This is a genomic window from Pseudomonas sp. LBUM1661 (assembly GCF_059695925.1).
In genome coordinates, this window is record NZ_CP166794.1 from 3575216 (window position 1) to 3600512 (window position 25297).

Genomic DNA, 25297 nt, shown 5'->3' on the forward strand with positions numbered 1-25297 from the left:
AATCTTAATGAGGTCATGCATGAACGAAGTCGTAATCGTTGCCGCTACGCGCACCGCCATTGGTACCTTTCAAGGTGCCTTGGCCGCCATTCCCGCCACCGAACTGGGTGCTGCGGTGATTCGCAGCCTGCTGGAACAGACCGGTATCGATGCCGCGCAGGTCGATGAAGTGATCCTCGGCCAAGTGCTGACCGCAGGCTCGGGGCAAAACCCGGCACGTCAGTCCGCCATCAAGGCTGGCCTGCCTCACACCACCCCAGCCCTGACCCTGAACAAAGTCTGCGGCTCCGGCCTCAAGGCTGTGCAACTCGCGGTCCAGGCAATCCGTTGCGGCGACGCCGAACTGGTGATTGCCGGCGGTCAGGAAAACATGAGCCTGGCCCCTTACGTTCTGCCGAAGGCACGCACCGGCCTGCGCCTGGGTCATGCGCAACTGCAAGACAGCGTGATTCAGGATGGTTTGTGGGACGCTTTCAACGACTACCACATGGGCATCACCGCAGAGAATCTGGCGAGCAAGTACGAACTCAGTCGTGAAGATCAGGACGCCTTCGCTGCCGCCTCGCAACAGAAAGCCGCCGCGGCCATCGAAGCCGGTTACTTCAAGCGTGAAATCACCCCGATCCTGATTCCTCAGCGCAAGGGCGAGCCGCTGGTCTTCGACACCGACGAACAACCGCGCCCGGACAGCACGCTCCAGGCATTGGGCAACCTCAAACCTGCCTTCCAGAAAACCGGCAGCGTCACCGCTGGCAACTCGTCGACCCTCAACGATGGCGCCGCCGTGCTGATGCTGGCCAGCGAGGCCAAGGCCCTGGCGCTTGGCTTGCCAATACTGGCGCGCATCAAGGCCTATGCCAGTGCCGGTGTAGACCCGTCGATCATGGGCATCGGCCCGGTGCCCGCCACCCGTCAGGCCTTGACCAAAGCCGGCTGGACGCTGGATGACCTCGACCTGATCGAAGCCAATGAAGCCTTCGCTGCGCAATCACTGGCGGTCGGCAAGGAGCTGGGTTGGGACACCAGCAAGGTCAACGTCAACGGTGGCGCAATTGCCCTGGGTCATCCGATCGGCGCATCAGGTGCGCGGATTCTGGTGTCGCTGTTGCACGAACTGATTCGACGCGATGGCAAGAAAGGCCTGGCCACGTTGTGCATCGGTGGCGGCCAGGGTGTCGCCCTGGTGATCGAACGCTAAGAAGAAAGACAGGACTGCTTGCTTGACTGCCGACGCGGCGCCGAAGTCCGGCGCCGCGGTTTTTTTCTGCCCGGTTTACTGAAGTGGGCAAGGAGTTCCATGGACAACAATGCGCATACGTTCAACACCTTCTGGTCAGGCCAGGTTCCGTTCATTGCCTCCTTTGCAGTGCAACAATTACGCCTTTGGGTCAGCACCAATCCGTGGTTCACGGGGCAGGAATACAGCGAGTGGTTTGACCTGCCGCGCGACACCCTGGACAGCCTGCAAGCGGACTATCAGCAGCAATGGGGCGAACTCGGCCAGCGTCTGCTGACCGGCCAGCCCTTCAGCTTCGACGATCGACGCTTTGCCAGCGGTAACTGGAGCCAGCCGCTGTTCGGCTCCCTCGCGGCGTTTTACCTGCTCAATGCCGGGTTTCTTCTGAAACTGCTCGATAAGCTGCCGATCAAGGACAAAAAACCACGCCTGCGCCTGCTGTATCTGGTGGAACAGGCCATCGCCGCGGGCGCGCCGAGTAACTTCCTCGCCAGCAACCCCGATGCCCTGCAGCGTGTCTTTGATACGCAAGGCAGCAGCCTGCTCACCGGCATGTTGCACCTGGCCAGCGACCTGCAAGAAGGCAAAATGCGCCAGTGCGACAGCGGCGCCTTCAAGGTCGGCGTCGATCTGGCCAACACCCCTGGCGAAGTGGTCTACGAGAACGAACTGTTCCAGCTGATCCAGTACTACCCGCAAAGCAAAACCCAGTACCAACGCCCGGTGTTCGTTGTGCCGCCGTCGATCAACAAGTACTACATCCTCGACCTGCGCCCGGACAACTCGATGGTTCGCCACCTGTTGCAGCAAGGCCATCCGGTGTTTCTGATGTCATGGCGCAACTTCGACCAGGCACACGCCGGCACCACGTGGGATGACCTGATCGAAACCGGCATCATCAAAGGCCTGCAAGTGACCCGTGAGATCAGCGGCGAGCAACGGCCCAATTGCGTCGGTTTCTGCATTGGCGGAACGCTGTTGAGTTCGGCGCTGGCGGTGTTGGCGGCGCGCGGTGACAAAGACATTGCCAGCGTCAGCCTGTTGACCACCTTCCTCGATTACCTCGACACCGGCCCCATCGACATCTTCGTCGACGAAGAACTGGTGGCCTACCGCGAGCGCACCATCGGCGGCCTGAATGGCCCGATCGGCCTGTTCAAGGGCGAAGACATGGGCAACACCTTCTCGCTGCTGCGGCCCAACGACTTGTGGTGGAACTACAACGTCGACAAGTACCTCAAGGGCCAGAAACCCAACGCGCTGGACCTGTTGTTCTGGAACAACGACAGCACCAACCTGCCAGGGCCGATGTACTGCTGGTACCTGCGCCACACGTATCTGCAGAACGACCTGAAATCCGGCGAACTGGACTGCTGCGGGGTCAAGCTCGACCTGCGCGCCATCGACGCGCCCGCGTACATCCTCGCCACCCACGACGATCACATCGTGCCGTGGAGAAGCGCCTACGCCAGCACCGCATTGCTCTCCGGGACCAAGCGCTTTGTGTTGGGCGCCTCAGGCCATATCGCCGGGGTGATCAATCCGCCCGCCAAGGAAAAACGCAACTACTGGACCAACAATCGGATCACCGAGGACCCGGAAACCTGGTTCAACAACGCCCAGCAACACGCGGGTAGCTGGTGGAATGACTGGTTCGTCTGGCTGGCTGAACAGTCCGGCGAGCGCCAACCTTCGGTGCTGCACACCGGAAACGCGCAATACCCGGCGATCGAGTCGGCGCCAGGGCGTTACGTGATGCAATGACCGCCAGCCTCGCGCGATAACTTCATACGAGGCTGCGTTCGGCTGCGCAGCAGTCGTGAAATCAGGCAATGCGGTGTATCAGGAAAACCGCGTGCTCAGGATTTACGACTGCTTCGCAGCCGGACGCCCCAGCGGTACTGATCTACTCACAAGGATCGAGTTGATCCAGCGCCCGGTTCACCACCAACTCTGCCGACATCACAACTTGGGCAATACCCAGCAGCGTATTGCGACTTGTCCCCTCTACACGATCCGCCAAGTCCATGAGCATGACATCGATCGATGCCAGCGACTCGCAAGCATGCCCCAACAGGGTTTCGACATCGAGCTCTGGATCTACGGTGAACATCGTGGTCACTTTTCGCGGGGTGGCGTTGATGTGGGCGGTGCGGGCGGCAGGGTCGAGGTAGAAATCGAGGGCACGTTTGACGGCCTCGTCGTGTTTTTTTGGATCGGGGCTTTCGAATTGCGATGTCGGATCGGCGTCCGGGGGATTCGGTGTTGGTTTGAACATAGATGAAACTCCATATGGGACTAAAGGAGCCATCACCCTCGCTACCAAACGAAGGGTGGCGGCCATACGAAGGTTGGTAGACCGGCCCACATGGAAAACCCGGCGCGCCCGAAGGCGCCCTGCGCATGGCCACCATAAAATAGATGCTGAAAAAGCATCTGCGTAAGGTGACGCTATGCGTCATGTAGGGGCGGGCTACCAAACCCGATCGCTGTTGTTCAGCGACGGGGAAACGATAAAACCCACGTCCAAGACGCACAAGCCGGCGGATTCTTACGCACCTGTAGGCAACGACGCAAGGTGTTGTAGCCTGCGGGAAGTAACACTGAGTGTCTTTAAACACGCCAGTTTAACTGTGTGGATTTGGCGTCAGAGCCGGTCCCACACGCAGTGTCGAAAATCAAAAAATCGAGGATTTTGGCCCACCACAGGCTCCCTTCTCTTCCCGTCCCCGCAAAAACCCCCAAACACAGCACACCGATTCAATATCCCCGCCGCGATCTACGTAACCATGACCTCCTCACTCACCCCGTAAGGACATCGTCATGGCCACCGCAAAAGCTGTTCCTGGCAAAACCCTGCTGACCCCGACCGACCACACGCTGATCATGATCGATCACCAGTCGCAAATGTCCTTTGCGACCAAGTCGATCGACGCCGTCACCCTGCGCAACAACGCTGCGCTCGTCGCCAAGGCCGCGCGTGGCTTCAAGGTCTCGACCATTCTCACCACCGTTGCCGAGAAGAGTTTTTCCGGCCCGATCTTCGACGAAATCAAGTCAGTGTTCCCGGAACACAACGTCATCGACCGTACCAGCATGAACACCTGGGAAGACGAGCGCATTGCCGTCGAGGTGAATAAATTCGGCAAACAGAAAATCGTCCTGGCTGGCCTCTGGACTTCCGTGTGCATCGTCGGCCCGGCGCTGTCGGCGATTGACCAGGGTTTTGAGGTGTATGTGATTGCCGATGCCTGTGGCGACGTCACCACCGAAGCCCATGAAATGGCCATGCAGCGCATGATCCAGATCGGCGCGCGGCCGATGACCTCGCTGCAATACCTGCTGGAACTGCAACGTGACTGGGCGCGCAGCGAGACCTACGATGAAACCGTGAAAACCTCGATTGCCAATGGCGGCGCCTACGGTCTGGGCCTGATCTACGCCAAAACCATGTTCGGTGCCTCGGAAGGCCATTGATCGCCTGACGACCATCAAGCGACTTCGGACCCACCGGAGTCGCTGTTCCGTGGTGATTGCCCCATGAAGTTCGCCTCGCAAGACTTGAAATCCAGCCTGCGATTCTGGTTGTCGGTGTTGTTCGCCGGCACAACCGGGACAGCCCTGGCTGATGAATCCGCACAAGGGTTTCTCGACGGCGCGACACTTGAAGTGCTGAGCCGAAATTTTTACCTCAACAGTGACTACCGCTCCCCTTCGCCGGCAGACAAGAGCTACAAACAGGAATGGGCTCAAGGCTTTATCAGCACCTTTGAATCCGGTTTCTCACCCGGCACCATCGGTTTTGGCCTCGATGCACACGCTTTTCTGGGGGTGAAACTGGATGGCGGCAAGGGGCATTCCGGGACGGGACTGCTGCCCGTGGACGGTGACGGCCGCAGTGAAGACAACTATTCCAGCGGCGGCGCTGCCGTGAAAGTCAAAGCCTCGCGAACCACGCTGGCGTTCGGTGAAATGCTGGTGGAAACCCCGGTATTTGATACCGCCGACAAACGCCTGCAACCGGAGTACGCCACCGGTTTCCTGCTCAATAGCCGCGAAATCGATGGCATGAACCTGGTGGCCGGTCACTTCACGGCGTTCAAGAATCAGGACAGTTCTTCGGGCAAGGACGACTTTTACGGCTACGGTGCCAACACCGAAGCCGGCGGCATTTCGTTTCTCGGGGCCGACCTGTTCACGCAGAGCCCGGTCGGCGCAGCGCTCTATGCGTCCGAGCTGACCGATACCTGGCATCAGTACTACGCCAACCTGCACCTGAAACAGTCCGGCGTGTTCCTCGATGCCAATGTTTATCACACGCGGGACACCGGCCAAGCCCTGGCCGGCGCCATCGACAACACGGCGTCAAGCCTGTCGGGCAAATACACGCTGGGTGCGCACGCCTTTACCCTGGCCTGGCAAAAAATCAATGGTGACACTCCGTTCGATTTCGTCGGTGGCGACTCCATCTACCTCGCCAACTCGATCAAGTACGCTGACTTCAATGGCGCCCACGAACGCTCATGGCAAGCACGTTACGACCTCGATCTGGGGCCGTTCGGGATTCCCGGCCTGAACTTCATGACCCGCTATGTGAAGGGCAGTCAGATTGATGGTACCCATGCGCCTCAGGGCGGGGCCTATAACCCGTTCGACGAGACAGCCGGGGCGTTCGTGCCTCAACAAGGCGACGGCGGACGGCATTGGGAGCGGGACATCGATTTGCGTTACGTCGTGCAATCCGGATCGGCCAAGGGCTTGTCGCTGCAACTGTCCCATGTGTCGCATCGGGCGAACACGGCTCAGGCCGGTGATGACATCGACCGGGTTTATGTGGTCATTCAGTACCCGCTGAGCTTCGGGCGTCTTTGAAAATGGCGGAAGGCAGCCGGAGTCGAACCTGCCCGGGAACGGATGCCGTCCCCAACCGGGTTTGAAGCCCGGCCGCGCCACCGGGCGCGATTGCCTTCCTTGAAATCAGTGTAAATCTCTGTAGGCGATGGATTGCCAGCGAAGGCTGCGTGGATAGTTGATGGTGTACATATCCATTCCTGCGGTAACGGCTGCTTTGGGTTACGCCCTTACGGCGTGTCACTTGGAAAAGCCCCAAGTAACCAAGGGCTCTTGCCCCTTTCGTTCGGTGCCTCGCCTAGGCTCGGCATGCCCTCGCTCCGGTCCTGCTCCGTGGGCCCGCCGCCATCGGCCATCCATGGCCGGCGGCGGCTAACCCGGCATCCATGCCGGGTTGCCCACTGCGCAGAACCTGCACTCGGCCTTACGAGGGGGCGGTGCGTCAAAATCAAAAGCACGGCGGCCTACCGGCCGGCCTGATCTCTGAGTATGCATTCCCCTGTAGGAGCGAGCTTGCTCGCGATGAACGTTAACGATGACGCGTTTTAACAGGATAAACGCGGTGCCTATGGTTGCGTTGCCAGCGCATTATCGGGTCGAATCTGGCGTCGGTCGCCAAACCGTCGGGTCAGGCCGATTCGGTCGAAGTATTCGAGAATCTGGATGCTGCGCTTGCGACCGAGGCCCACGGCATCGCGAAAGGCCGAAACCTGTATGACCGGGTTCTCGGCCGCCAGTTGCATCAGCATAGCCGCCAATCGGCGCAGCACCGCGTCGGTGTAAAACAGGTCACGAACCACTTGATGCAGCAACCCCAGCCGCGCCATTTTGCGCAGCAGCAAGCGCACCGCGGCCTCATCGTGGCCCAGGTCGCGCACCCACGGCGGATCGAAACCGGCCTGTTCGAACACCGGCTGCAACTGTTGCCACAACGCTTCATCTTCTGCGCTCAACCGCACCTGGTGATCGGGTAGATGCAGCCATGGCCCGCTGGTGGAAATGGCGCCGCTGGCCAGCAGTTCGTCGAGCAGGCTGATGAACGTCGAGCGGTCCAGCGGGGTGCCGCTGAAGCGACGCAGGCGATCTCGGTCCGGGCCCATTTGGTCCGGTTCCAGTTGATGAAAGCGTGCGAGGTGCTCCAGTAGCGGCGCTTTCAAAGCGTTCCAACGGTCAGCGCTGAACAACAACGGACCTTGACGGGTGTCGATCAAGCGCACGTCATCGGGCAACACCCACGTGCTGCGCGGACGGTTGAACTGACGCTCCAATTGCTGCGGGTCGAGCCCGGAGTCGCTGTGAGTCAGCAGCGCAGGCAGCACGGCTTCCAGACTGTCAGTGGTGGCCAGTGCCTGTAGCTGCGCCAGCCGTTCTGGACTTCGCCGTTGTCGGGTCGGCGCGAAAGGGTCGAGCACCCGGCCACCGCCGAGGGTGCGTTGGGCGCTCTGGTCACGCAGGATCAAACGATCACCCTTCACCGCATGCACCGGCGCTTTCAGCAGGAGCTGCGCGAACATCCGCTCACCCGGCGCCAGGCTGGAACCCTCGAGCAACGCCACCCGCCCCGTCACGTCCTGGGTGCCCAAGTGAACGTGCACCGGTTGAAAGTGCTCAAAGCCCCGGGCTTCGCTGGCCAACACGTGCATCTCGATGTCCACACGCTGGGTCGGTGCAAACAGCCAATCGGCCAATAACCAGTGCCCACGATGAATCTGCTCCAGTGCCAGGCGTTCGGCGCTCAGGTTCAACGCGACGCGCTGGCCGGCAAACGCAGTGTCCGCAGCCTGATTCTGCGCATGCAGCCCGCGCACCCGCACCGGTTTGCCCTGCGGGCAGAGCCACAACGTATCGCCCACCGCCACCTGCCCGGACAGCGCCGTGCCAGTCACCACGGTACCGGCGCCGGCCACGCTGAAGGCGCGGTCGATCGCCAGACGAAACCCACCGCTGACACTGCGTTGAAGCACATCAGTTTGCGCGTCGACCAAGGCCTGGCGCAGCGTATCGACGCCGTCTCCGGTCACGCTCGACAGCGCAATCTGCGGCGCACCGGCATAAGGGCCGGGGGCCAGCAACATTTCGATTTGTTCGCGAACGGCCTGCACTCGGGCCGCGTCGACCCGGTCGCACTTGGTGATCGCGATCAATGCCCGTGGAATGCCCAGCAGTTCGACGATGGCCAAATGTTCACGCGTCTGCGGCATCACGCCGTCGTCCGCCGCCACCACCAGCAACACCAGATCAACCCCTTGCGCCCCGGCCAGCATGTTGTGGGTGAAGCGCTCATGACCGGGCACGTCGATAAAACCGGTCAGGGCCGCACCGGGTTCGAGCGCTGAGTAGAGGTAGCCAAGGTCGATGGTCATGCCGCGTTCGCGTTCTTCCCGGCGACGATCACCGGCCTGGCCGGTCAAGGCCTGGAGCAATAACGTCTTGCCATGGTCGATGTGGCCTGCCGTTCCGACAATCACTGTTGCGCGCCCTCCTCCTGCAATTGACCGAGTTGCGCCAGCCACGCCGCCTCGTCGTCGAGTTGCCGCAGGTCCAGCCACACGGCGTCGTCATCGATGCGCCCGAGCACCGGAATCGGCAAGGCACGCAGGGCCGCTTCCAAACTGTGCAGGCAGCGTCCGCGCAGCCGTTTGGACACCTGCGGCCGCAAGCACAACGCGCCACTCGGCAAGCGCGCCACCGGTTGGCTGCCGCTGCCGATCATGCCCAGCGCCGGCACCGCGCTTACGTTCCAGCCATCGCCCAGCACCTGAGCCAGTGACGGTTGCAGACGTTCGGCCTGCGCCAGGATGTCAGCCTGCGGACGGGTCAGCAGGCGCAACGCCGGCAAGCGTTCAGCCAGTCGATCCGGATCGCGGTACAGGCCCAGCACCGCTTCGAGGGCGGCCAAGGTCAGTTTGTCGACCCGCAATGCGCGCTTGAGCGGGTTCTTCTTGATCTTCGCGATCAGCTCTTTGCGCCCGACAATCAACCCGGCTTGCGGACCGCCGAGCAATTTGTCGCCACTGAACGTGACGATGTCCGCGCCATCGATCAACGCCTGACGCACCGTCGGTTCGGCGGGCAGGCCCCAGCGTGTCAGGTCCAACAGGCTGCCGCTGCCGAGGTCTTCCAGCAGCGGCAGCCCATGCTTGTGGGCCAACGCCGCCAGTTCCGCCGTCGGAACACGCGTGGTGAACCCCTGAATGCTGTAATTGCTCGCATGCACACGCATGAGCAAACCACTGCGCGGGCCGATGGCGGCTTCGTAGTCTTTGGCATGGGTGCGGTTGGTGGTGCCCACTTCGTGGAGCTTCACCCCGGCGCGCGCCATGATGTCGGGGATGCGGAAAGCGCCACCGATTTCAATCAATTCACCGCGAGAGATGATGCCTTCCTTGCGTGCGCCCAGGCTGTTGAGCGTCAGCAACACCGCGGCAGCGTTGTTGTTGACCACGGTCACCGCCTCGGCGCCGGTCAGCTCGCGGATCAGGCCTTCGATCAAGTCGTCACGGTCACCGCGCTTGCCGCTGCGCAGGTCGAATTCAAGATTGAGCGGATAACGGGCGGCCATCTGAACCGCGTCGATGGCCTCCTCCGGCAACAGTGCCCGACCGAGATTGGTGTGAAGAACGGTGCCGGTCAGGTTGAACACGCGGCGGATGTGGCTGCGATGCTGAGCGGCCAAGCGTTCAGCAGCCCGGCCTGCCAACACGTCTGGCGCGATTTCAACGGCGTCGATGTGCCCCGAAACCACCGGTTCACGCAAGTCATCGAGCAATTGCCGCAGACTGCTCAGCAGCGCGTCACGCCCATAGCGCTCGGCCAATGGCTGGCACGCAGGATGCCGCAACAAGCTGTCGATGGAGGGTAGCCGCAGGGTTGAGCTGGCAGATCTGGAAGACATCAGGCGCTCCCGCAAACGTTGACCGTCGCGCCTGAGTGTAGCCGTTGCGCTTGAAGGGATAAGCTCAGTCGCCTCCGGGTGCCAGCAGCAGATTCGGCGCCAGGCGCAGGTAACCTTCCTGCTCCAGGCGCATGTCCAGCATCAGGCTGGTCAGGTCCGCCGACAGCGCTTCGGCCTCGGCGTCGTTTTCCAGATAAAGCAGTTTCAGGTAGCTGCGGCAACCGGGGCAGACTTCCGCGCGCAACGGTGCCTGATTGGCGGCGTGACGGTCGTCATCGAGGCTGACGTATTCCAGGCCTTTGCTCTGTTCGCAGTACACGCACTTGACCCGCACCACATGCCATTCGCAGGCACACAGCGAGCACACCAGGTAGCGTAAACCGTTGTACTTGCCGCGATGGCGAATCACCCCGGCCATGGCCGGCGAACCACAAGACGGGCATTGATTGAGGCTGTCGCCGGGCTTCAACGCAAGGCCCGGCGTGTGCAGCAGCCAGTGACTCCAGGCCGCTTGCAATGCAGCGCCGAGAAACGGCACCAACGCTGCCGGCACCAGCGCGTACTGACCGCTGACCAAGGCAATCGCCCACGCCTTGCGTTGCCCGGCGTCGGCGCCGCGCAACGTCGCCACGGCGTTCTCGACCGCCGGTTGCGTGGGCGCCGGGTAATGCTGCAACAACGCGTCGAGCCACGGCAACCAACCGTCTTCGCGCGTCAGGCTGTCGGCGGCGAACGGCGGCAAGCCATGTTGCTGGCACAGCCGCAGGCGTTCTGGATCGGGCATGGCCGATACCGGTGGAGCGTCCAGCAAACCCTGCTGCACGCGGGACAGGCCAGCGACTAATCGCAAGTAATCGGCCAGTGGATTGCCCTCGGCCAAACGCTCCAGGCGCAAGGCCCGCAGGGTGAAGAGGTTGTTCGGTGGCTGATGCAGAAACGGCGGTGAACTCGCCGCCGCTTCGATCTCTCCAGGCTCAAGAATGGTCGCCAAGGGGTTATCCTTTTTTACTGATCGGCCGCTCGGGGTTTTCGTCGCGGGTCACTTCCCGGTACCAGAGTTCATGGTGCTTCTTCGCCCAGGCGCGGCTGACCCAGCCATGCGTCATGGCACTGACCGAACCCTTGATCCAGATGCCGGCGTAGATGTGCACGATGATGCTCAGCACCAGGATCAAACCCGCCAACGCATGCAGCAGCATCGCCCAACGAATGCTGGTGATGCCGAAGTACTCGCTGAAATACGCGCGCCAGATCACCAACCCGCTGAACAGCAGCACCAGCATGCAAATAAGCAAGATCCAGAACAGCAGCTTCTGCCCCGGATTGTACTTGCCGATCGCGGGCACGCCCTCTTCCTCGTTGCGGATCACCCGCCCGACGCGCCGCAGCCACAAGCGGTCATTGCTGATAAAGAAGTTCGCCCGGAAGAATTGAATCACCAGTCCCAGAAACAGCACGAACATCACCACGCCCAGGAACGGATGCAGGATGCGCGTCCACGGTCCGCCGCCAAACAGGTTGCTCAGCCAGAACAGCGCCGGGTGGAACAACGCCAGCCCCGACAGCGCCGCCATGAAAAAGAAAATCGCCACCAGCCAGTGGTTGGTGCGCTGGTTCGAGGTGTAGCGCAGGATCTGTCGGCGGATCATGGTCTGTTCTCCCCGCGCGGATCAAAGGTGTGTACCGATGGATCGACCTCATGTACCGCAGGATCGACGGTGGTCGGCAGTTCGTCCTCCTCGACCACTTGCGGCCCGACCCGCACGTAGTGGAAGAACCCGGCCAACACGGCCAAACCCATGGCCAGTAAGCCCAAGGGTTTGCTCACGCCTTTCCACAATTCCACCAACGGACTGATGGTCGGGGCGCTCGGCAGGCCGGCGTACAACTTCGGCGTGTCGGCATGGTGCAGCACGTACATGACGTGAGTGCCGCCGACACCTTCGGGGTCGTACAGGCCTGCGTTGTCGAAGCCACGACTTTTCAGGTCGACGATGCGTTCCGCCGCATGTTCCTTCATGTCTTCCTTGGTGCCGAAGACAATGGCGCCGGTCGGGCAGGTTTTCACGCACGCCGGTTCCAGGCCCACCGCCACCCGGTCCGAACACAAGGTGCATTTGTAAGCCTTGTGATCCTTCTGCGAAATGCGCGGAATGTTGAACGGGCAACCGGTGATGCAATAACCGCAGCCGATGCAATGGTCCTGGTCGAAATCGACGATGCCGTTGGCGTGCTTGATGATCGCGCCAGGGCTGGGGCACGCCGCCAGGCAACCGGGCTCGGCGCAGTGCATGCAGCCGTCCTTGCGGATCAGCCATTCGAGGTTGCCGGCGTCGGTTTCGTGCTCGGTGAAACGCATCAACGTCCAGGTTTCCGCGGTCAGGTCCTGGGGATTGTCGTAAGTGCCGTGGTTGTGGCCAACGTCGTCGCGCAGCTCGTTCCATTCCGAGCACGCGACCTGGCACGCCTTGCAGCCAATGCACTTGGTGGTGTCGATCAGCTTGGCCACTTCCTCCTGATTGCGCACCGACGAGGAGAACGTGGTGGTGGCCGAACGGGCGATGATGTCTTGGCTGGCCATTTAGACTTTCTCCACGTTGACCAGGAATGACTTGGATTCCGGGGTCTGAGTGTTGCCATCGCCGAGGAACGGCACCAGGGTGTTGGTCAGGTAACCGTGACGCGTGAGCCCGGTGAATCCCCAGTGCAGCGGGATGCCGATCTGGTGCACCACTTGATTGTTGACCTGCAACGGCCGGATGCGCTTGGTCACCACCGCCACCGCTTCGATGAAGCCGCGCTTGGAACTGACCCGCACTTTGTCGCCGGCAACGATGCCTTTTTCTTTCGCCAGCACTTCACCGATCTCGACAAACTGCTCCGGCTGGGAAATCGCGTTGAGCTTGCAGTGCTTGCTCCAGAAGTGGAAATGCTCGGTCAACCGGTAGCTGGTCGCGGCATACGGGTAATCCTTGGCCACGCCAAGGGAATCCCACACCGAATCGAAGATCCGAGCCGCCGGGTTGCTGGTGGCTTTCTTGTTGTCCGGGTGCAGCGGGTTGATCCCGATCGGTGTTTCGAACGGTTCGTAGTGCTCAGGGAATGGGCCTTCATTCATCTTGTCGACAGCGAAGAAACGCGCCACGCCTTCGGGGTTCATGATGAACGGATTCATCCCGGCTTCCGGTGCCGAGTCGGCCTTGAAGTCCGGCACATCGGTGCCGGCCCAGACTTTGCCGTTCCACCACACCAGGCGTTTTTTCTCGTCCCATGGCTTGCCTTGTGGGTCGCAAGAAGCACGGTTGTAAAGAATCCGTCGGTTCGCCGGCCAGGCCCAGGCCCAACCCTGATGTTGTTTCATGCCATACGGATCGCTGTTGTCGCGTCGGGCCATCTGATTGCCGGTTTCGGTCCAGCTGCCGCAGAAAATCCAGCAGCCCGACGCGGTGCTGCCGTCGTCCTTGAGTTGACCGAAACCGGCCAGTTGCGCGTTGGCCTTGATCGCCGCGCCGCTGGCATCGGTGATGTCGGCGGTGGCGTAGCCGTTGATTTCCTTGGCCAGTTCTTCCGGCGAAGGCTCATCGGCGATCTTGTACGGCCACGACAGTTTGAGGATCGGCTCGGCATAAGCGCCGCCATTGGCCTGGTAACGCTGACGCAGGCGGATGAACAACTCGCTCATGATCCGCACGTCGGTGCGCGCTTCACCCGGTCCGTCCGCGCCTTTCCAGTGCCATTGCAGCCAGCGGCTGCTGTTGACCAGCGAGCCGTCTTCTTCGGCAAAACAGGTGGTGGGCAGGCGAATCACTTCGGTCTGGATGTCGGCGGATTTGACGTCGTTGTAGGGCCCGACGTTGCGCCAGAACTCCGAGGTTTCAGTGGACAGCGGGTCCATCACCACCAGCCATTTCAACTTGGCCAGCGCCGCCATCACCCGGTTCTTGTCGGGCAGCGCGGCAATCGGGTTGAAGCCCTGGCACATGTAGCCGTTGACCTTGCCCTGGCCCATCAGGTCGAAGACCTTGAGGATGTCGTAGTTGGGGATGTCCAGTTTTGGCAAATAGTCGAAAGCCCAGTTGTTCTCCACGGTGGCGTTGGTGCCGTACCAGGCTTTCATCAGGCTGACGTGGAACTTGCTGTAGTTCTGCCAGTAGGACAACTGCCCTGGACGCAGCGGTGTCTGCGTGCGTTTGACGATGTAGGCGTTGTAGTCCTGCTCCGCATCCTGCGGCAAGGTCAGGTAGCCCGGCAGCGCATTGGACAGCAGGCCCAAGTCGGTCAGGCCCTGGATGTTGGAGTGCCCGCGCAAGGCATTGACGCCACCGCCCGGCATGCCGACGTTGCCCAGCAGCAGTTGCACCATCGCCGCGCTGCGGATGATCTGCGAGCCGATCGAGTGCTGGGTCCAACCCAACGCATAGAGAATCGTCATGGTCTTGCCCGGTTGCGAGCACGTGGCGATTTCTTCCCAGATTTTCTGCATGGCATCGACCGGCATGCCACAAATCTGGCTCGCCAGTTGAATGTTGTAGCGGCTGTAATGCTGCTTCATCAGTTGATAGACGCAGTGCGGGTCTTGCAGGGACGGGTCGACCTTGACGAAGCCGTCCTCACCGAGCTCATAGCCCCAGCCGGACTTGTCGGTGTAGACGCGCTTGGCCACGTCGTAACCGCTGAAGATCCCGTCCTCGAAGCCATACCCGGCTTTGACGATGAACGACACGTCGGTGTAGTTGCGCACGTATTCGTGCTGGATCTTGTTTTCGGTCAACAGGTAGTTGATCAGCCCGCCCATGAAGGCAATGTCGGTGCCGGTGCGAATCGGCGCGTAATAGTCGGCCACCGAGGCGGTCCGGGTAAAACGCGGATCGACCACAATCAAGCGCGCCTTGTTGTGCGCCTTGGCTTCGGTCACCCATTTGAAGCCGCACGGGTGCGCTTCTGCTGCGTTGCCGCCCATCACCAGGATCAGATTCGCGTTACCGATATCGGTCCAGGTATTGGTCATGGCACCACGGCCGTACGTCGGGGCAAGACTTGCCACCGTCGGGCCGTGTCAGACACGCGCCTGGTTATCGAACCCCAGCATGCCGAGGCTGCGAACCACTTTATGGGTGATGTAACCCGCTTCATTGGACGCCGCGGAAGCCGCGAGGAAACCGGTGGTCAGCCAGCGGTTCACCGTTTGGCCCTGCGCGTTCTTCTCGATAAAGTTGGCGTCGCGGTCGGCCTTCATCAGGTCGGCTACGCGATCCAGCGCTTCATCCCAGGAGATTCGCGTCCATTCGCTGCTGCCCGGCTTGCGTACCTCGGGGTACTGCAAGCGGCTGGGGCTGTGAATGAAGTCCAGCAGGCCCGCGCCTTTGGGGCACAGGGTGCCGCGGTTGACCGGGTGGTCGGCGTCGCCTTCGATGTGGATGATGCTCTGCGCGACATTCTTGGCATTGTCGCCCTGGCTGTACATGATCACGCCGCAGCCGACCGAGCAGTACGGGCAGGTGTTGCGGGTTTCATGGGTGTGGGCGAGTTTGAAATGGCGTACCTGCTCGGCGAAGGCTGGCGGGGCCATGCCCAGCGCGCCCAGGCTCGAGCCCGCAAGGCCGATACCAGCGACCTTGAAGAACTGACGACGGCTGAGGTCCATCGTGCACTCCTGATCAGGTGATGACCCGGTACTTAAGCCGGGTTTTTCTGGACAATCACGGTGGCGGCAGCGTGGCTACCGACACTTGAATACTAGACAGGGCTGTCGAATTCGCCACGAGAGCCGACCGTCGGCCCTGTGCCGCTTACTGTGGGAGCGAGCCTGCTCGCGAAGAGGCCGGCAGATCCAGCATTCATGTCGGCTGACACAACGCCTTCGCGAGCAGGCTCGCTCCCACAGGGGCTTGGCGATTATCATGGCCGCCATCACCCACCCAGCTGTTACGAGACTGCGCATGACTTTCGATTTTGATCAGGTGTTCGATCGCCACAATACCGGCAGCACCAAATGGAGCCGTTACCCGGCCGACGTGTTGCCGATGTGGGTGGCCGACATGGATTTCGCCGCGCCGCCGGTGATCATCCAGGCCCTGCAAAAGCGCCTGGAACATCCGATGATCGGCTACAGCGTGGCGCAGGACGACTTGCGCGAGGCCATCGTTGCCGATCTCTGGAACAAGTACGCCTGGCGTGTCGAACCGCAGGCGCTGATCTTCCTGCCGGGCGTGGAATCGGGTTTCAACATGGCGCTCAAAGCGCTGGTCCAGCCGCAACAGAACGTGGTGGTGCAGGTTCCCAACTATCCGCCGCTGCGGCATGCGCCGGGCCATTGGGGGTTGAACAAGGTTGAACTGGATTTCGAAGAACTGGCTGACGGCACCTACACCACGCGGCTCGACACCTTGCGCCAGTCCCTGGCCGGCGGCGGTGCCCTGCTGTTGAGCAACCCGCATAACCCGCTAGGCAAGGTATTCCCTCGGGAAGAACTGCAAGCGGTGGCTGACATCTGCCTGGAGCAGGACGCCTGGATCATCTCCGACGAAATCCACGCCGAACTGTGCTTCGACGGACGCAAACACGTGCCCGTGGCCACGCTGAGCCCGCAGATTGCCCAGCGCACCATTACGCTGATGTCGGCGAGCAAGGCCTACAATATCGCCGGGTTGAAAACCTCGTTCATGATCATTGAGGACCGGGCCGTACGCGAACGGGTCAACCACGCCCGTTGCGGCATGGTCGACAGCGTCAACCCGTTGGGCCTGGAAGCGACCCGCGTCGCCTACAGCGAAGCCGGTCCCTGGCTGGCCGAACTGATGACGTATCTGCAAGACAACCGCGACTACCTGGTCGACGCCGTGCGCACCCGCTTACCGGGCGTCACGATGAATGTGCCGCAGAGCACCTATCTGGCGTGGCTCGATTGCTCGGCGCTGGGGCTGGAGAACCCGCAGCAGTTCTTCCTCGATCACGCGAAAGTCGGGCTCAGCCCCGGCCTAGATTTCGGCGATGACAGCAAACAATTCGTTCGCGTGAATTTCGGCTGCCCACGGGCCTTGCTTGAAGACGGCATTGCACGCATGGAACGCAGCCTGCTCAACCTCAAGGCCTGACCTCATCCCAACAACACCAAAAAACCTGTGGGAGCGGGCTTGCCCGCGATGACGTCAGCACAGTCAACATTAATATTGGCTGGCCCACCGCAATCGCGGGCAAGCCCGCTCCCACAGGGTCATCTTTTTGGTTTGAGACAGCCTGCGAAATCCAACCGAACTCAAGGCAAAACACCAGGGTCAACCCTTTGACTCTTCTGCCTTGAAACCGGAGATTTCCCATGAACGACTACCCAAAACCACCCTTCCCCAAACAGCACCAGCCGGTCCCCGGCTCCCAACAGAAAATGGACCCGTACCCGGACTGTGGCGAACAGAGCTACACAGGTTCCGGCCGACTGGAAGGCAAGATCGCCCTGATCACCGGCGCCGACAGCGGTATCGGCCGTGCGGTGGCCATTGCCTTCGCCCGTGAAGGCGCGGACGTGGTGGTGGCCTACCTCAACGAACATGAAGACGCCCGGGAAACCGCGCGCTGGGTCGAGCAGGCCGGCCGCCAATGCCTGTTGTTGCCCGGCGATATTGCACAGAAAGCGCAGTGCCAGGCATTGGTCGACAAAACCGTCGAGCGCTTCGGCCGGATCGATATTCTGGTCAACAACGCCGCGTTCCAGATGACCCACGAACACTTCGAAGACATCCCGGACGAAGAATGGGTGATGACCTTCGATGTGAACATCACGGCCATTTTCAGGATCTGTCAGGCAGCGCTCAAGCACATGCAGGCTGGCGGTTCGATCATCAACACCAGTTCGGTCAATTCGGACATGCCCAAGCCCACCCTCCTCCCTTACGCCACCACCAAGGGAGCGATTGCCAACTTCACCGCCGGCCTGGCGCAGATGCTCGGGCCGAAGAACATTCGGGTGAACTGCGTGGCGCCGGGGCCTATCTGGACGCCGCTGATCGTCTCGACCATGCCGGATGAAGAAGTGCAGAACTTTGGTGGCCAGACCCCGCTAGGACGGCCCGGCCAACCGGTAGAAGTCGCGCCGATTTATGTGCTGCTGGCCTCGGACGAAGCCAGCTACATCACCGGTCAGCGTTACGGGATTACCGGCGGCAAACCGATGCTTTAAGCCTGTCTTGTGGCCGCTGCCGAAGGCTGTGTTTGGGCAGCGGCCTCATGACTGCTCTTGCGCTATCACCGAAATCTTGCCGTTGCGCTCAATGATCGCGAACTTGATCTGATCCAGGGTTTCGATGCCCTGGCTCGAGCGCGCGGCTTCCATGATGTCGGCTTCGACCAATCGAGCGTGACGCAAGCGCTTGTGCAGCACCTTGCCGTTCTCACAGCCCCAGCCCATCACCGCGCAACGTCAGGTAGAGGCTGGCCTGACCCTGAGCGTCGGTCTGCAGCCACAGCTTCAAGCCTTGGCCGGCACTGATGGCGCGCACGGGTTCCGGTTGCAGGGTTTCGATGCTGAAACCGTCCAGCAGCGCACCACTCAGCTCCAGCTCGACCGTGGCATCGGGCGCACCGATCACACTGATCTGCATCGGGTTGGACGAGCCGTTGCGGTGGAACATCTCGTATTGCACCCGGACCTTGCCATCGCCACCGTGAACGTCACGGGTGCTCAGCGGCCCGCGTGAAAACAACCCGAGCAGCGCCAGTAAGATCAACAGCACCAGGGTGTACCAGCCCCAGCGCTCGAATCGCCAGACCTTGACCTGATACGCCATGTCTTCACGCACGGGATAGTCGCGGCTGTGAAAATCGCTATGGCTGGATTCATCGTTCATGCTGCGTTCCCTGGCCTTGCTCAGCGGCGATCGCCTGTTGATGAAAATGCGGAACCAGCTTCAACGCGTGCTCCGCGGCCAATAACTGAACCTCGCAACGCGTGCCGCAAAACTGCTGTTGCTGGCTGAATACATGGTGGCCCCGCTCGGACTGATAGGCCCAGGCGAAACAAATGGTGCCCGCAGGAATGCCATCGACGTCTTCCGGCCCGAGGATGCCGGTAGTCGCCACCGCGACGTTGGCTGTGCTGTCTCGCAGCGCGCCCAAGGCCATTTCCCGCGCGACTTCACAACTGGTCAAGTTGAAGGTGTCGATCGTCTCGGGGCTGACGTTGAGCAAGCGTTGCTTCGCTTCGGGGGAATACACCACGTAGCCGCATTCGATCAACTCGCCGCTGTGCGGAACCTCTGCCAGCAGCGTGATGATTTTTCCGGCCGTACACGATTCTGCGGTGGTCAGCAGCAAGTCATTTTGACGCAAATACTCGACCACGGATTGACTGACGCTCATGGCAAATCATCCGCAACAGTGCAATTGCTCGGTTGACTCTGCGCAGCTGTAAACATTCCCTCTATCGGACTGTGTCTCGCTCAGGGCAGAAAAAAGTGAACCCCTGCCAAAATTCGCCCCTCAATACGTTTAGGGGCCCTGTCACGGGCCGCTCCAGATCAGGAGGCCGTCATGTCCGCACCTATCGTCAAGCTGTTTACCCAACCGAACTTCGCGTGGACGGATATCCGCAAGGAAGAAGAAGCACATCCGCGCCACTACCTCGCTCACCTGTTGCTGCTCTCCTTGATCCCTGCCGTGTGCCTGTTTATCGGGACTACTTATGTCGGCTGGAGCCTGGCCGAGAACGAAACAGTCAAGCTCAGCAGTGCCAGCGCGCTGCAACTTTGCGTGTTGCTGTACGTGACCATCGTTGCCGGCGTGGCGCTGATGGGCCTGTTCATCCGCTGGATGTCGCGCACCTTCGACGCACGGCCGACGGTCAATCAATGCATCGGATTTGCGGCCTACACCGTGACGCCGTTTTTCCTCGCCGGCATTGCCGGGTTGTACCCGAGCCGTTGGCTGGCGATCACGGTGCTGGGCGCCGCGTCGATCTATTCGACGTTCCTTCTGTTTGTCGGCTTGCCAACGTTCATGCACGAGCGCAAGGAACAAGGTCTGCTGAACGCCGCTTGCGTCTGGGGCGTTGGGTTGTTGGTGCTGGTCACTATCCTGGTCTCCATGATCCTGCTCTGGTTCAACGTGCTGACGCCTGAATACTTGCGCGCAACAGTCGGTTGAATACCAGAAGCCCGACATCGCGGCACCCATCCAGTGAGTATCAAGAATGAGCTTCATTTTATGGGTCGCGGTGTTGGGCGCCGTGCTGCTGACGCTGGCGCTGACCTCCTCGTACCTGCGCTGGATGCCGGTGACCACGTCGGCGGTGTGCCTGGTGCTGGGCGTCGCCATCGGGCCGGCCGGGCTCGGTTTTTTGAAGCTGGACACGGGCGACGCCTCGATCTGGATGGAGCACCTGACGGAAGTCGCGGTGCTCTTTTCGTTGTTCGTCTGCGGTTTGAAACTGCGCTTGCCCCTCCAGGATAGAACCTGGCGAATTGCGTTCGGCCTGGCCGGTCCGGTGATGGTGCTGACCATTGCCGGTATTTGCCTGCTGTTGCACTACGGCTTCGGGTTTTCCTGGGGCCTCTCTGTGTTGATCGGCTCGATTCTAGCGCCCACCGACCCGGTACTCGCGGCCCTGGTACAGGTCAACGACGCCCGGGATGACGACAGCGTGCGCTTCGGACTGTCGGGTGAGGCCGGGCTCAACGACGGGATCGCTTTTCCGTTTGTGATCCTTGGGCTGCTTCTGCTGCAGCACGATGGCAATCCTGGCTGGGTAAGTGACTGGGTGTTGCGCAGCCTGCTGTGGGCGGTCCCGGCCGGATTGCTCATGGGCTATTGGATGGGGCGCGGCATTGGCCGACTGACGTTGTCACTGCAGATCAAGAATGACGACAGCACCCTTTCCCCCAACGACTACCTCGCGCTGGCACTGATCGCGCTGGCCTATGTCGGGGCGGAAGCGATTCACGCCTATGGCTTTCTATCCGTGTTCGCCGCAGGCCTCGGTTTGCGTCAGGTCGAAGCCAAGTCCAGCGGCCACACGCAGCCGCCCGCCGAACACCTGGTTCAGCCCGTCGTTGGTCATCAGAACGTCGAGCCGCAGCACGCCGTGCATGGCGATACCGAACACCTGGAAGACACCCAGGTCGCGGCGGGCATCATGATGGGCGACATGCTCGCCTTCGGCAGCCTGGTGGAACGGGCCATGGAAGTGTTTCTGGTGACGCTGCTCGGCGTGGTGCTGGTGGCGCATTGGGACTGGCGAGCGCTGGTGATCGCGGGTGTGTTGTTTTTCCTGATTCGACCGCTGTGCGTCATCGCCATGCCGTGGGGCCGGTTGCTCGACGGGCGGCAGCGCGCGTTGATTGGCTGGTTCGGCATACGCGGGATCGGCAGCCTGTTCTATCTATTTTATGCGTTGAACCATGGGCTTGGGCAGTCGGTGGCAACCCTGTGCACTGACCTGACGCTGTCGGTGGTCGCCTTGAGCATCCTGTTCCACGGGGTCAGCACGCAACCGGTGCTTGCCCGGTATGAGCGGTGGAAGAATCCAAATAGTTGATTCTTGGCTTGCGTTTTTCGCGAACGAATTATCGATTTTTCGAGCTCAACAAATTGAAATTCTTCTGTAATCCAGCGTGTCACACGTTTAATCCCGCCTCACAGTTGTTCGGCGGGACTCGTCGGAATCGGCGCCTCTCTGGCCTCGAAACCTGTTAAACGGGACCTCGAATAATAAGGTACTGGTCATGATTCAATACTCCACCTCCGAGCAAATCAAAGCCTGCCGGGCATTCGCTCTGGAGCGTAATCGTCAGATGTTCGAAGAAGCCCAGGCACTGAGCCGCAGCGCGTTTGAGTTACTGGAGAGCGGCAAAATGGACGGGGAGTTGTTTGATCGCTATCAGGCGATGCGCAGGAAAGCAGATTTGAAGTTCGGCGAAGCGATTGAGCATTTGCGCTTACTTAACGAAGAGTTTCCACCCATTCCAGTGTCCACCCAGCGCTCGGATGAAGTGCGGCAGCACGAAGCCAGAGTTTAGATCGCTTTTCGTAGGAGCCAGGCTTGCTGGCGTAGGCGTTCTTGAAAACGCCTTCGCCGGCAAGCCTGGCTGGGTATTTACAACGCGGGTATCGGGGTGACTTCGAGGTTTTCGGTCAGTGGGACATCGCTCGAACCGGGCGTGAGAATGACTTTGCGGCACTCCTCCTGTTTCTTGTCGAAAAGCCTGTAGCCCTCGGCCACCTGCTCCAGCGACAGGCGGTGCGTGATGATCGCCTCCGGTTGCAGACGCCCGGTTTCTATGTGCCCGAGCAGTTCCGGCAGGTAGCGCTGTACATGGGTCTGGCCCATTTTGAACGTCAGGCCTTTGTCGAACGCATCACCGAACAGAAAGCCGTGAATAAACCCGGAATAAACGCCCGGCACACTGACCACGCCGCCACGGCGAACGGCCGCAATACACTGGCGTAATGCTTTGCCGCTGCTGCCTTCGAGCTTGAGGGTGGCGAGCAGCGTTTCCGTGGTGCTGCCCTTGGCTTCGAACCCCACGGCATCGATTACCGCGTCCACGCCGCGACTGCCCGCGGTCTGGCGGATGATGGTGTCGGCCGGGTCATCATCGTCATCAAAATTGATCGGGATTACGCCGTAGGTGCGCTGGGCATACGCCAGTCGATAGTTGTGATGGTCAACCATGAAAATCTGCTCGGCACCCACCATCTTCGCGCACGCCGCACTCAATAACCCCACGGGGCCGGCACCGTAGATCGCAATGCTTGAGCCCTGCCCGATCCCGCTGTTCAGTACGGCCTGCCACGCCGTCGGCAAGATGTCCGACAGGAACAGCACCTTCTCGTCCGCCAGCAGCCCTGGAACCTTGAACGGCCCGGTGTTGGCCTTGGGCACCCTGACCAGTTCTGCCTGCCCGCCCGGTATGCCGCCATACAAACGGCTGAAACCGAACAATGCAGCAGGCGGTGGAATGGCCTTTTTATTGACGATCGCGCCACGGCCGGTGTTGGTGGTTTCACAGCTGGCGTACAGCTCATTCTGACAAAAGAAGCAGTCGCCGCAGGCAATCACGAACGGGATGACGACGCGATCACCGCGTTGCACGGCGGTGACGGCCGAGCCGGTTTCCTCGACGATGCCCATGAACTCATGACCAAAGATATCGCCGTGTTCCACGGTCGGAATCTTGCCTCGGTACAGGTGCAGATCCGATCCACAGATGGCAGTGGCGGTCACGCGCAAAATGATGTCGTCAGGCGCTTCGATAGTGGGATCGGGTACGGTTTCGATTTTTACATCATGGGCTCCGTGGTAAGTCATCGCACGCATGGCGGCATCCTCGTGGGTCAATAAAGACAGCGTTTGTCTGTATTAAGGGAGCGAGGCAGAACCGCGAGTTCAGTTGCATGAGTGTCGAATCTGATCAATGGTCGAACGGGTCAATTGACGTTTATGAAGGGGTAAAACGCGATCCTGCGAACTGCATGAGTCAAATTCCGGGCTCATGCAGCCTGCATGACCGCAGTTCGCCATCAGCGTCTTTAACCTATTGATATTCAAGGATGTATTAGAAGAAAGAAACCCGGCACGACAAATGCTCAAGGACTATCAGCGACTTTCGGCCTTGAGACCGTTCGCGCTCATCCCCGTGACTATTTGAGAGATTCGACCATGAACGCCATAGACCTATTGAAAGCCGATCATGAACGCGTAAAGGGCATCCTGACCCAGTTGAGCGAGTCCACCGAGCGTGGCGTGAAGAAACGTACGGAGTTGCTCGCCAAGCTGGAAATGGAGATTGCGATTCATACCCGTCTGGAAGAAGAAGTGTTGTACCCGGCGTATAAAAAGGCGGGAGGCAAGGAGCAGGACGTCATGTATTACGAGGCCAAGGAAGAGCACCGCACGGTTGATTCGCTGGTGTTGCCCGACCTGAAAGTGACTGACCCCTCTACTCCGGAATTTGCCGGTCGGGTGAAAGTGGTCAAGGAATTACTGGAACATCACATTGAAGAGGAAGAAACAGAAATGTTCCCTCAGGCTAAGAAGCTACTGGGGAAAGCGACGCTGGAAGAGTTGGGGGCGCAGATGGAGAGCTTGAAGGCGCAGTACAAGAAGGAAATGAGTGCGGCTAATTTGGCGGCTTGATCCTTTTTGACTTGGATCGGGGTGTATATCCGTTTGATGAACCCGGTCCAATTGTGGGAGCGAGCCTGCTCGCGATGGACGTTAACGATGACGCGTTTCAACAGGATATACGCGGTGTCTATGGGTTCATCGCGAGCGAGCTCGCGCCTACAGGGGACGGTGGTTTTTCAGATGTAGCGTTCGCTTTTGATCTTGCACCGCAGCAAAGGTATGCCCAATCCCAATCCGGTTCACCCACCGGGATTAGTCACCTGAATAAAAACCGCGTAACCACCCAACAACACCCAAAAAGTTGCAAAGATCCACGGCGTGCGCACCGAAAACAACAGCGATTTCCGATACCCCTTATGTGAAGACTCCATCTCGCTAAACAGCGGCGATTCATCATAAGCAAGCCCCATCAAAGGTTCGCTCCGCAACAACTCACTCTGCTTGAAATGCCAGTGATCAATGATGTCATACGCCGCGCGGATACCCGGCCAGGCGTTGAGCGAACTGAGCAGGCCCAACAGCGCCAGGAAGGGCGGTACCACCAGCGTGAAAAGCTTCCCCCACTCAGGGTTGAGGTTCGACATGCAGGACGCGAAAGCAATCACCAGAAACGATTGCGCCGCCAGATAGGCGTCAGTGCGATTGGCCAGAATACTGGTTTCGTACTGGATTTCCCGGCGGTAGAAATCCAGGCGTTCCTTGGGCGACCCGAACATCTTGGCGTTGTGTTCGGTCAGGGCTTCTTCGGCCGGGGTTTCAGTCAGTATTCTTGGCACAGGCGTCACGCATGGGAGGGAAAACATTTAGAAGTAGCGTCAACCGACAAGTTCAGGTGAATTCAACGCGCTCATGCCATCCCCTGTAGGAGCGAGCCAGTGATTGCCCCGAACGGACCGTCGCCACCGTGGTCCCTCAGATAACGGTCTGATGTTTAGGAACTGCGATGGACTACCTCGATTGGGTGCAATGGCCAGCGATGCTGGTCACGGTGATGGCGGCGTGGTTGATCGGTTCGCGACAACCTTCAAGCCGGGTGTCAGGCTTCATCTGCTTTATTGTCAGCAATATCTTGTGGGTGATCTGGGGTTACCACACCCATGCCTACGCCCTGATCGTGTTGCAGTTTTGCCTGTGTGCCATGAATTTACGTGGTTTCAAGAAGAACGCGGGAGCCAGCACTGAACAGTAAGCGCGTCAG

The 25297-nt window shown here is 60.3% G+C and carries 22 protein-coding genes, 1 tRNA gene and 1 pseudogene; 11 read left to right on the plus strand and 13 right to left on the minus strand.

Annotated features, from left to right (window positions below):
* Nucleotides 1-19: 19 nt before the first annotated feature.
* Entirely contained in the window at nucleotides 20-1198 is a 1179-nt protein-coding gene (locus tag ACA057_RS16325; RefSeq protein ID WP_497340398.1) for an acetyl-CoA C-acetyltransferase, read from the plus strand.
* Nucleotides 1199-1297: 99 nt separating this feature from the next.
* Nucleotides 1298-3001 carry a class I poly(R)-hydroxyalkanoic acid synthase gene (gene phaC, locus ACA057_RS16330; RefSeq protein WP_497340400.1) on the plus strand — a complete coding sequence of 568 codons (1704 nt, stop codon included), beginning with the start codon at nucleotides 1298-1300 and terminating at the stop codon, nucleotides 2999-3001.
* A gap of 142 nt (nucleotides 3002-3143) precedes the next feature.
* Here phaC and ACA057_RS16335 read toward each other — a convergent pair whose 3' ends face one another.
* Complete coding sequence (locus ACA057_RS16335) at nucleotides 3144-3515, minus strand: DUF6124 family protein (RefSeq protein ID WP_497340402.1); 372 nt, start codon at nucleotides 3513-3515, stop codon at nucleotides 3144-3146.
* Between the two features lie 545 nt (nucleotides 3516-4060).
* Here ACA057_RS16335 and ACA057_RS16340 point away from each other — a divergent pair.
* Both ACA057_RS16340 and ACA057_RS16345 read left to right on the plus strand, forming a co-directional pair.
* Nucleotides 4061-4714: a hydrolase gene (locus ACA057_RS16340; protein WP_497340404.1), complete on the plus strand. Its 654-nt coding sequence runs from the start codon at nucleotides 4061-4063 to the stop codon at nucleotides 4712-4714.
* Nucleotides 4715-4777: 63 nt separating this feature from the next.
* A complete protein-coding gene (locus tag ACA057_RS16345) occupies nucleotides 4778-6109 on the plus strand; it encodes an OprD family porin (RefSeq protein WP_497340406.1) in 1332 nt (443 codons plus the stop codon).
* 3 nt (nucleotides 6110-6112) lie between these two features.
* Here the strand turns inward: ACA057_RS16345 and ACA057_RS16350 are convergent.
* The 7 genes from ACA057_RS16350 to fdnG all read right to left on the minus strand — a co-directional run bounded on the left by ACA057_RS16350 (nucleotide 6113) and on the right by fdnG (nucleotide 15627).
* Nucleotides 6113-6208, minus strand: a tRNA-Sec gene (locus ACA057_RS16350).
* A gap of 446 nt (nucleotides 6209-6654) precedes the next feature.
* A complete protein-coding gene (gene selB, locus ACA057_RS16355) occupies nucleotides 6655-8556 on the minus strand; it encodes a selenocysteine-specific translation elongation factor (protein WP_497340408.1) in 1902 nt (633 codons plus the stop codon).
* Nucleotides 8553-9983, minus strand: a complete 1431-nt coding sequence (selA, locus tag ACA057_RS16360; protein ID WP_497340410.1) for an L-seryl-tRNA(Sec) selenium transferase — start codon at nucleotides 9981-9983, stop codon at nucleotides 8553-8555. Before selA ends, selB begins: the two co-directional genes overlap by 4 nt.
* Nucleotides 9984-10047: 64 nt before the next feature.
* On the minus strand, nucleotides 10048-10974 hold the full coding sequence (fdhE, locus tag ACA057_RS16365) for a formate dehydrogenase accessory protein FdhE (protein WP_497340412.1): 927 nt from the start codon (nucleotides 10972-10974) through the stop codon (nucleotides 10048-10050).
* Between the two features lie 4 nt (nucleotides 10975-10978).
* Nucleotides 10979-11632: a formate dehydrogenase subunit gamma gene (locus tag ACA057_RS16370; RefSeq protein WP_497340414.1), complete on the minus strand. Its 654-nt coding sequence runs from the start codon at nucleotides 11630-11632 to the stop codon at nucleotides 10979-10981.
* Nucleotides 11629-12564, minus strand: a complete 936-nt coding sequence (fdxH, locus tag ACA057_RS16375; protein WP_497340416.1) for a formate dehydrogenase subunit beta — start codon at nucleotides 12562-12564, stop codon at nucleotides 11629-11631. Before fdxH ends, ACA057_RS16370 begins: the two co-directional genes overlap by 4 nt.
* Entirely contained in the window at nucleotides 12565-15627 is a 3063-nt protein-coding gene (fdnG, locus tag ACA057_RS16380) for a formate dehydrogenase-N subunit alpha (protein ID WP_497340418.1), read from the minus strand. It abuts the gene before it with no gap.
* A gap of 295 nt (nucleotides 15628-15922) precedes the next feature.
* Here fdnG and ACA057_RS16385 point away from each other — a divergent pair, with 295 nt between their 5' ends.
* Both ACA057_RS16385 and ACA057_RS16390 read left to right on the plus strand, forming a co-directional pair.
* Complete coding sequence (locus ACA057_RS16385) at nucleotides 15923-17077, plus strand: MalY/PatB family protein (protein ID WP_497340420.1); 1155 nt, start codon at nucleotides 15923-15925, stop codon at nucleotides 17075-17077.
* A 221-nt stretch (nucleotides 17078-17298) separates the two neighbouring features.
* The gene (locus tag ACA057_RS16390) at nucleotides 17299-18156 is read left to right on the plus strand and encodes a glucose 1-dehydrogenase (RefSeq protein ID WP_497340422.1); all 858 of its coding nucleotides are present in this window, start codon (nucleotides 17299-17301) and stop codon (nucleotides 18154-18156) included.
* Nucleotides 18157-18201: 45 nt separating this feature from the next.
* Here the strand turns inward: ACA057_RS16390 and ACA057_RS16395 are convergent.
* From ACA057_RS16395 to ACA057_RS16405, 3 genes and pseudogenes are all read right to left on the minus strand, one after another.
* Nucleotides 18202-18369: pseudogene (locus ACA057_RS16395) on the minus strand (YetF domain-containing protein); the annotation flags it as partial.
* On the minus strand, nucleotides 18368-18823 hold the full coding sequence (locus ACA057_RS16400) for a hypothetical protein (RefSeq protein WP_497340424.1): 456 nt from the start codon (nucleotides 18821-18823) through the stop codon (nucleotides 18368-18370). The pseudogene ACA057_RS16395 and the gene ACA057_RS16400, both read right to left, overlap by 2 nt.
* Nucleotides 18813-19334 (minus strand): CinA family protein, encoded by a 522-nt coding sequence (locus ACA057_RS16405; RefSeq protein ID WP_497340426.1) that lies wholly within the window; start codon nucleotides 19332-19334, stop codon nucleotides 18813-18815. The genes ACA057_RS16400 and ACA057_RS16405 overlap by 11 nt, the downstream gene beginning before the upstream one ends.
* A 171-nt stretch (nucleotides 19335-19505) precedes the next feature.
* Here ACA057_RS16405 and ACA057_RS16410 point away from each other — a divergent pair, with 171 nt between their 5' ends.
* The 3 genes from ACA057_RS16410 (at nucleotide 19506) to ACA057_RS16420 (ending at nucleotide 21988) form a co-directional block, all read left to right on the plus strand.
* Nucleotides 19506-20117 carry a Yip1 family protein gene (locus ACA057_RS16410; protein WP_497340428.1) on the plus strand — a complete coding sequence of 204 codons (612 nt, stop codon included), beginning with the start codon at nucleotides 19506-19508 and terminating at the stop codon, nucleotides 20115-20117.
* A 46-nt stretch (nucleotides 20118-20163) separates the two neighbouring features.
* Nucleotides 20164-21507: a cation:proton antiporter gene (locus ACA057_RS16415; protein ID WP_497340430.1), complete on the plus strand. Its 1344-nt coding sequence runs from the start codon at nucleotides 20164-20166 to the stop codon at nucleotides 21505-21507.
* A gap of 187 nt (nucleotides 21508-21694) precedes the next feature.
* Nucleotides 21695-21988: a hypothetical protein gene (locus ACA057_RS16420; protein WP_497340432.1), complete on the plus strand. Its 294-nt coding sequence runs from the start codon at nucleotides 21695-21697 to the stop codon at nucleotides 21986-21988.
* Between the two features lie 77 nt (nucleotides 21989-22065).
* Here the strand turns inward: ACA057_RS16420 and ACA057_RS16425 are convergent, their stop codons facing one another.
* Nucleotides 22066-23289, minus strand: coding sequence for a zinc-dependent alcohol dehydrogenase (locus ACA057_RS16425; RefSeq protein WP_497340434.1), 1224 nt, complete (start codon nucleotides 23287-23289; stop codon nucleotides 22066-22068).
* 342 nt (nucleotides 23290-23631) lie between these two features.
* Between ACA057_RS16425 and ACA057_RS16430 the strand changes: the two genes are divergently transcribed.
* Complete coding sequence (locus tag ACA057_RS16430) at nucleotides 23632-24108, plus strand: PA2171 family ribosome-binding persister protein (RefSeq protein ID WP_497340436.1); 477 nt, start codon at nucleotides 23632-23634, stop codon at nucleotides 24106-24108.
* Between the two features lie 230 nt (nucleotides 24109-24338).
* Here the strand turns inward: ACA057_RS16430 and ACA057_RS16435 are convergent, their stop codons facing one another.
* Nucleotides 24339-24875: a hypothetical protein gene (locus ACA057_RS16435; protein ID WP_401353362.1), complete on the minus strand. Its 537-nt coding sequence runs from the start codon at nucleotides 24873-24875 to the stop codon at nucleotides 24339-24341.
* Between the two features lie 167 nt (nucleotides 24876-25042).
* Here ACA057_RS16435 and ACA057_RS16440 point away from each other — a divergent pair, with 167 nt between their 5' ends.
* Nucleotides 25043-25288 (plus strand): hypothetical protein, encoded by a 246-nt coding sequence (locus ACA057_RS16440; RefSeq protein WP_497340439.1) that lies wholly within the window; start codon nucleotides 25043-25045, stop codon nucleotides 25286-25288.
* Nucleotides 25289-25297: the final 9 nt, after the last annotated feature.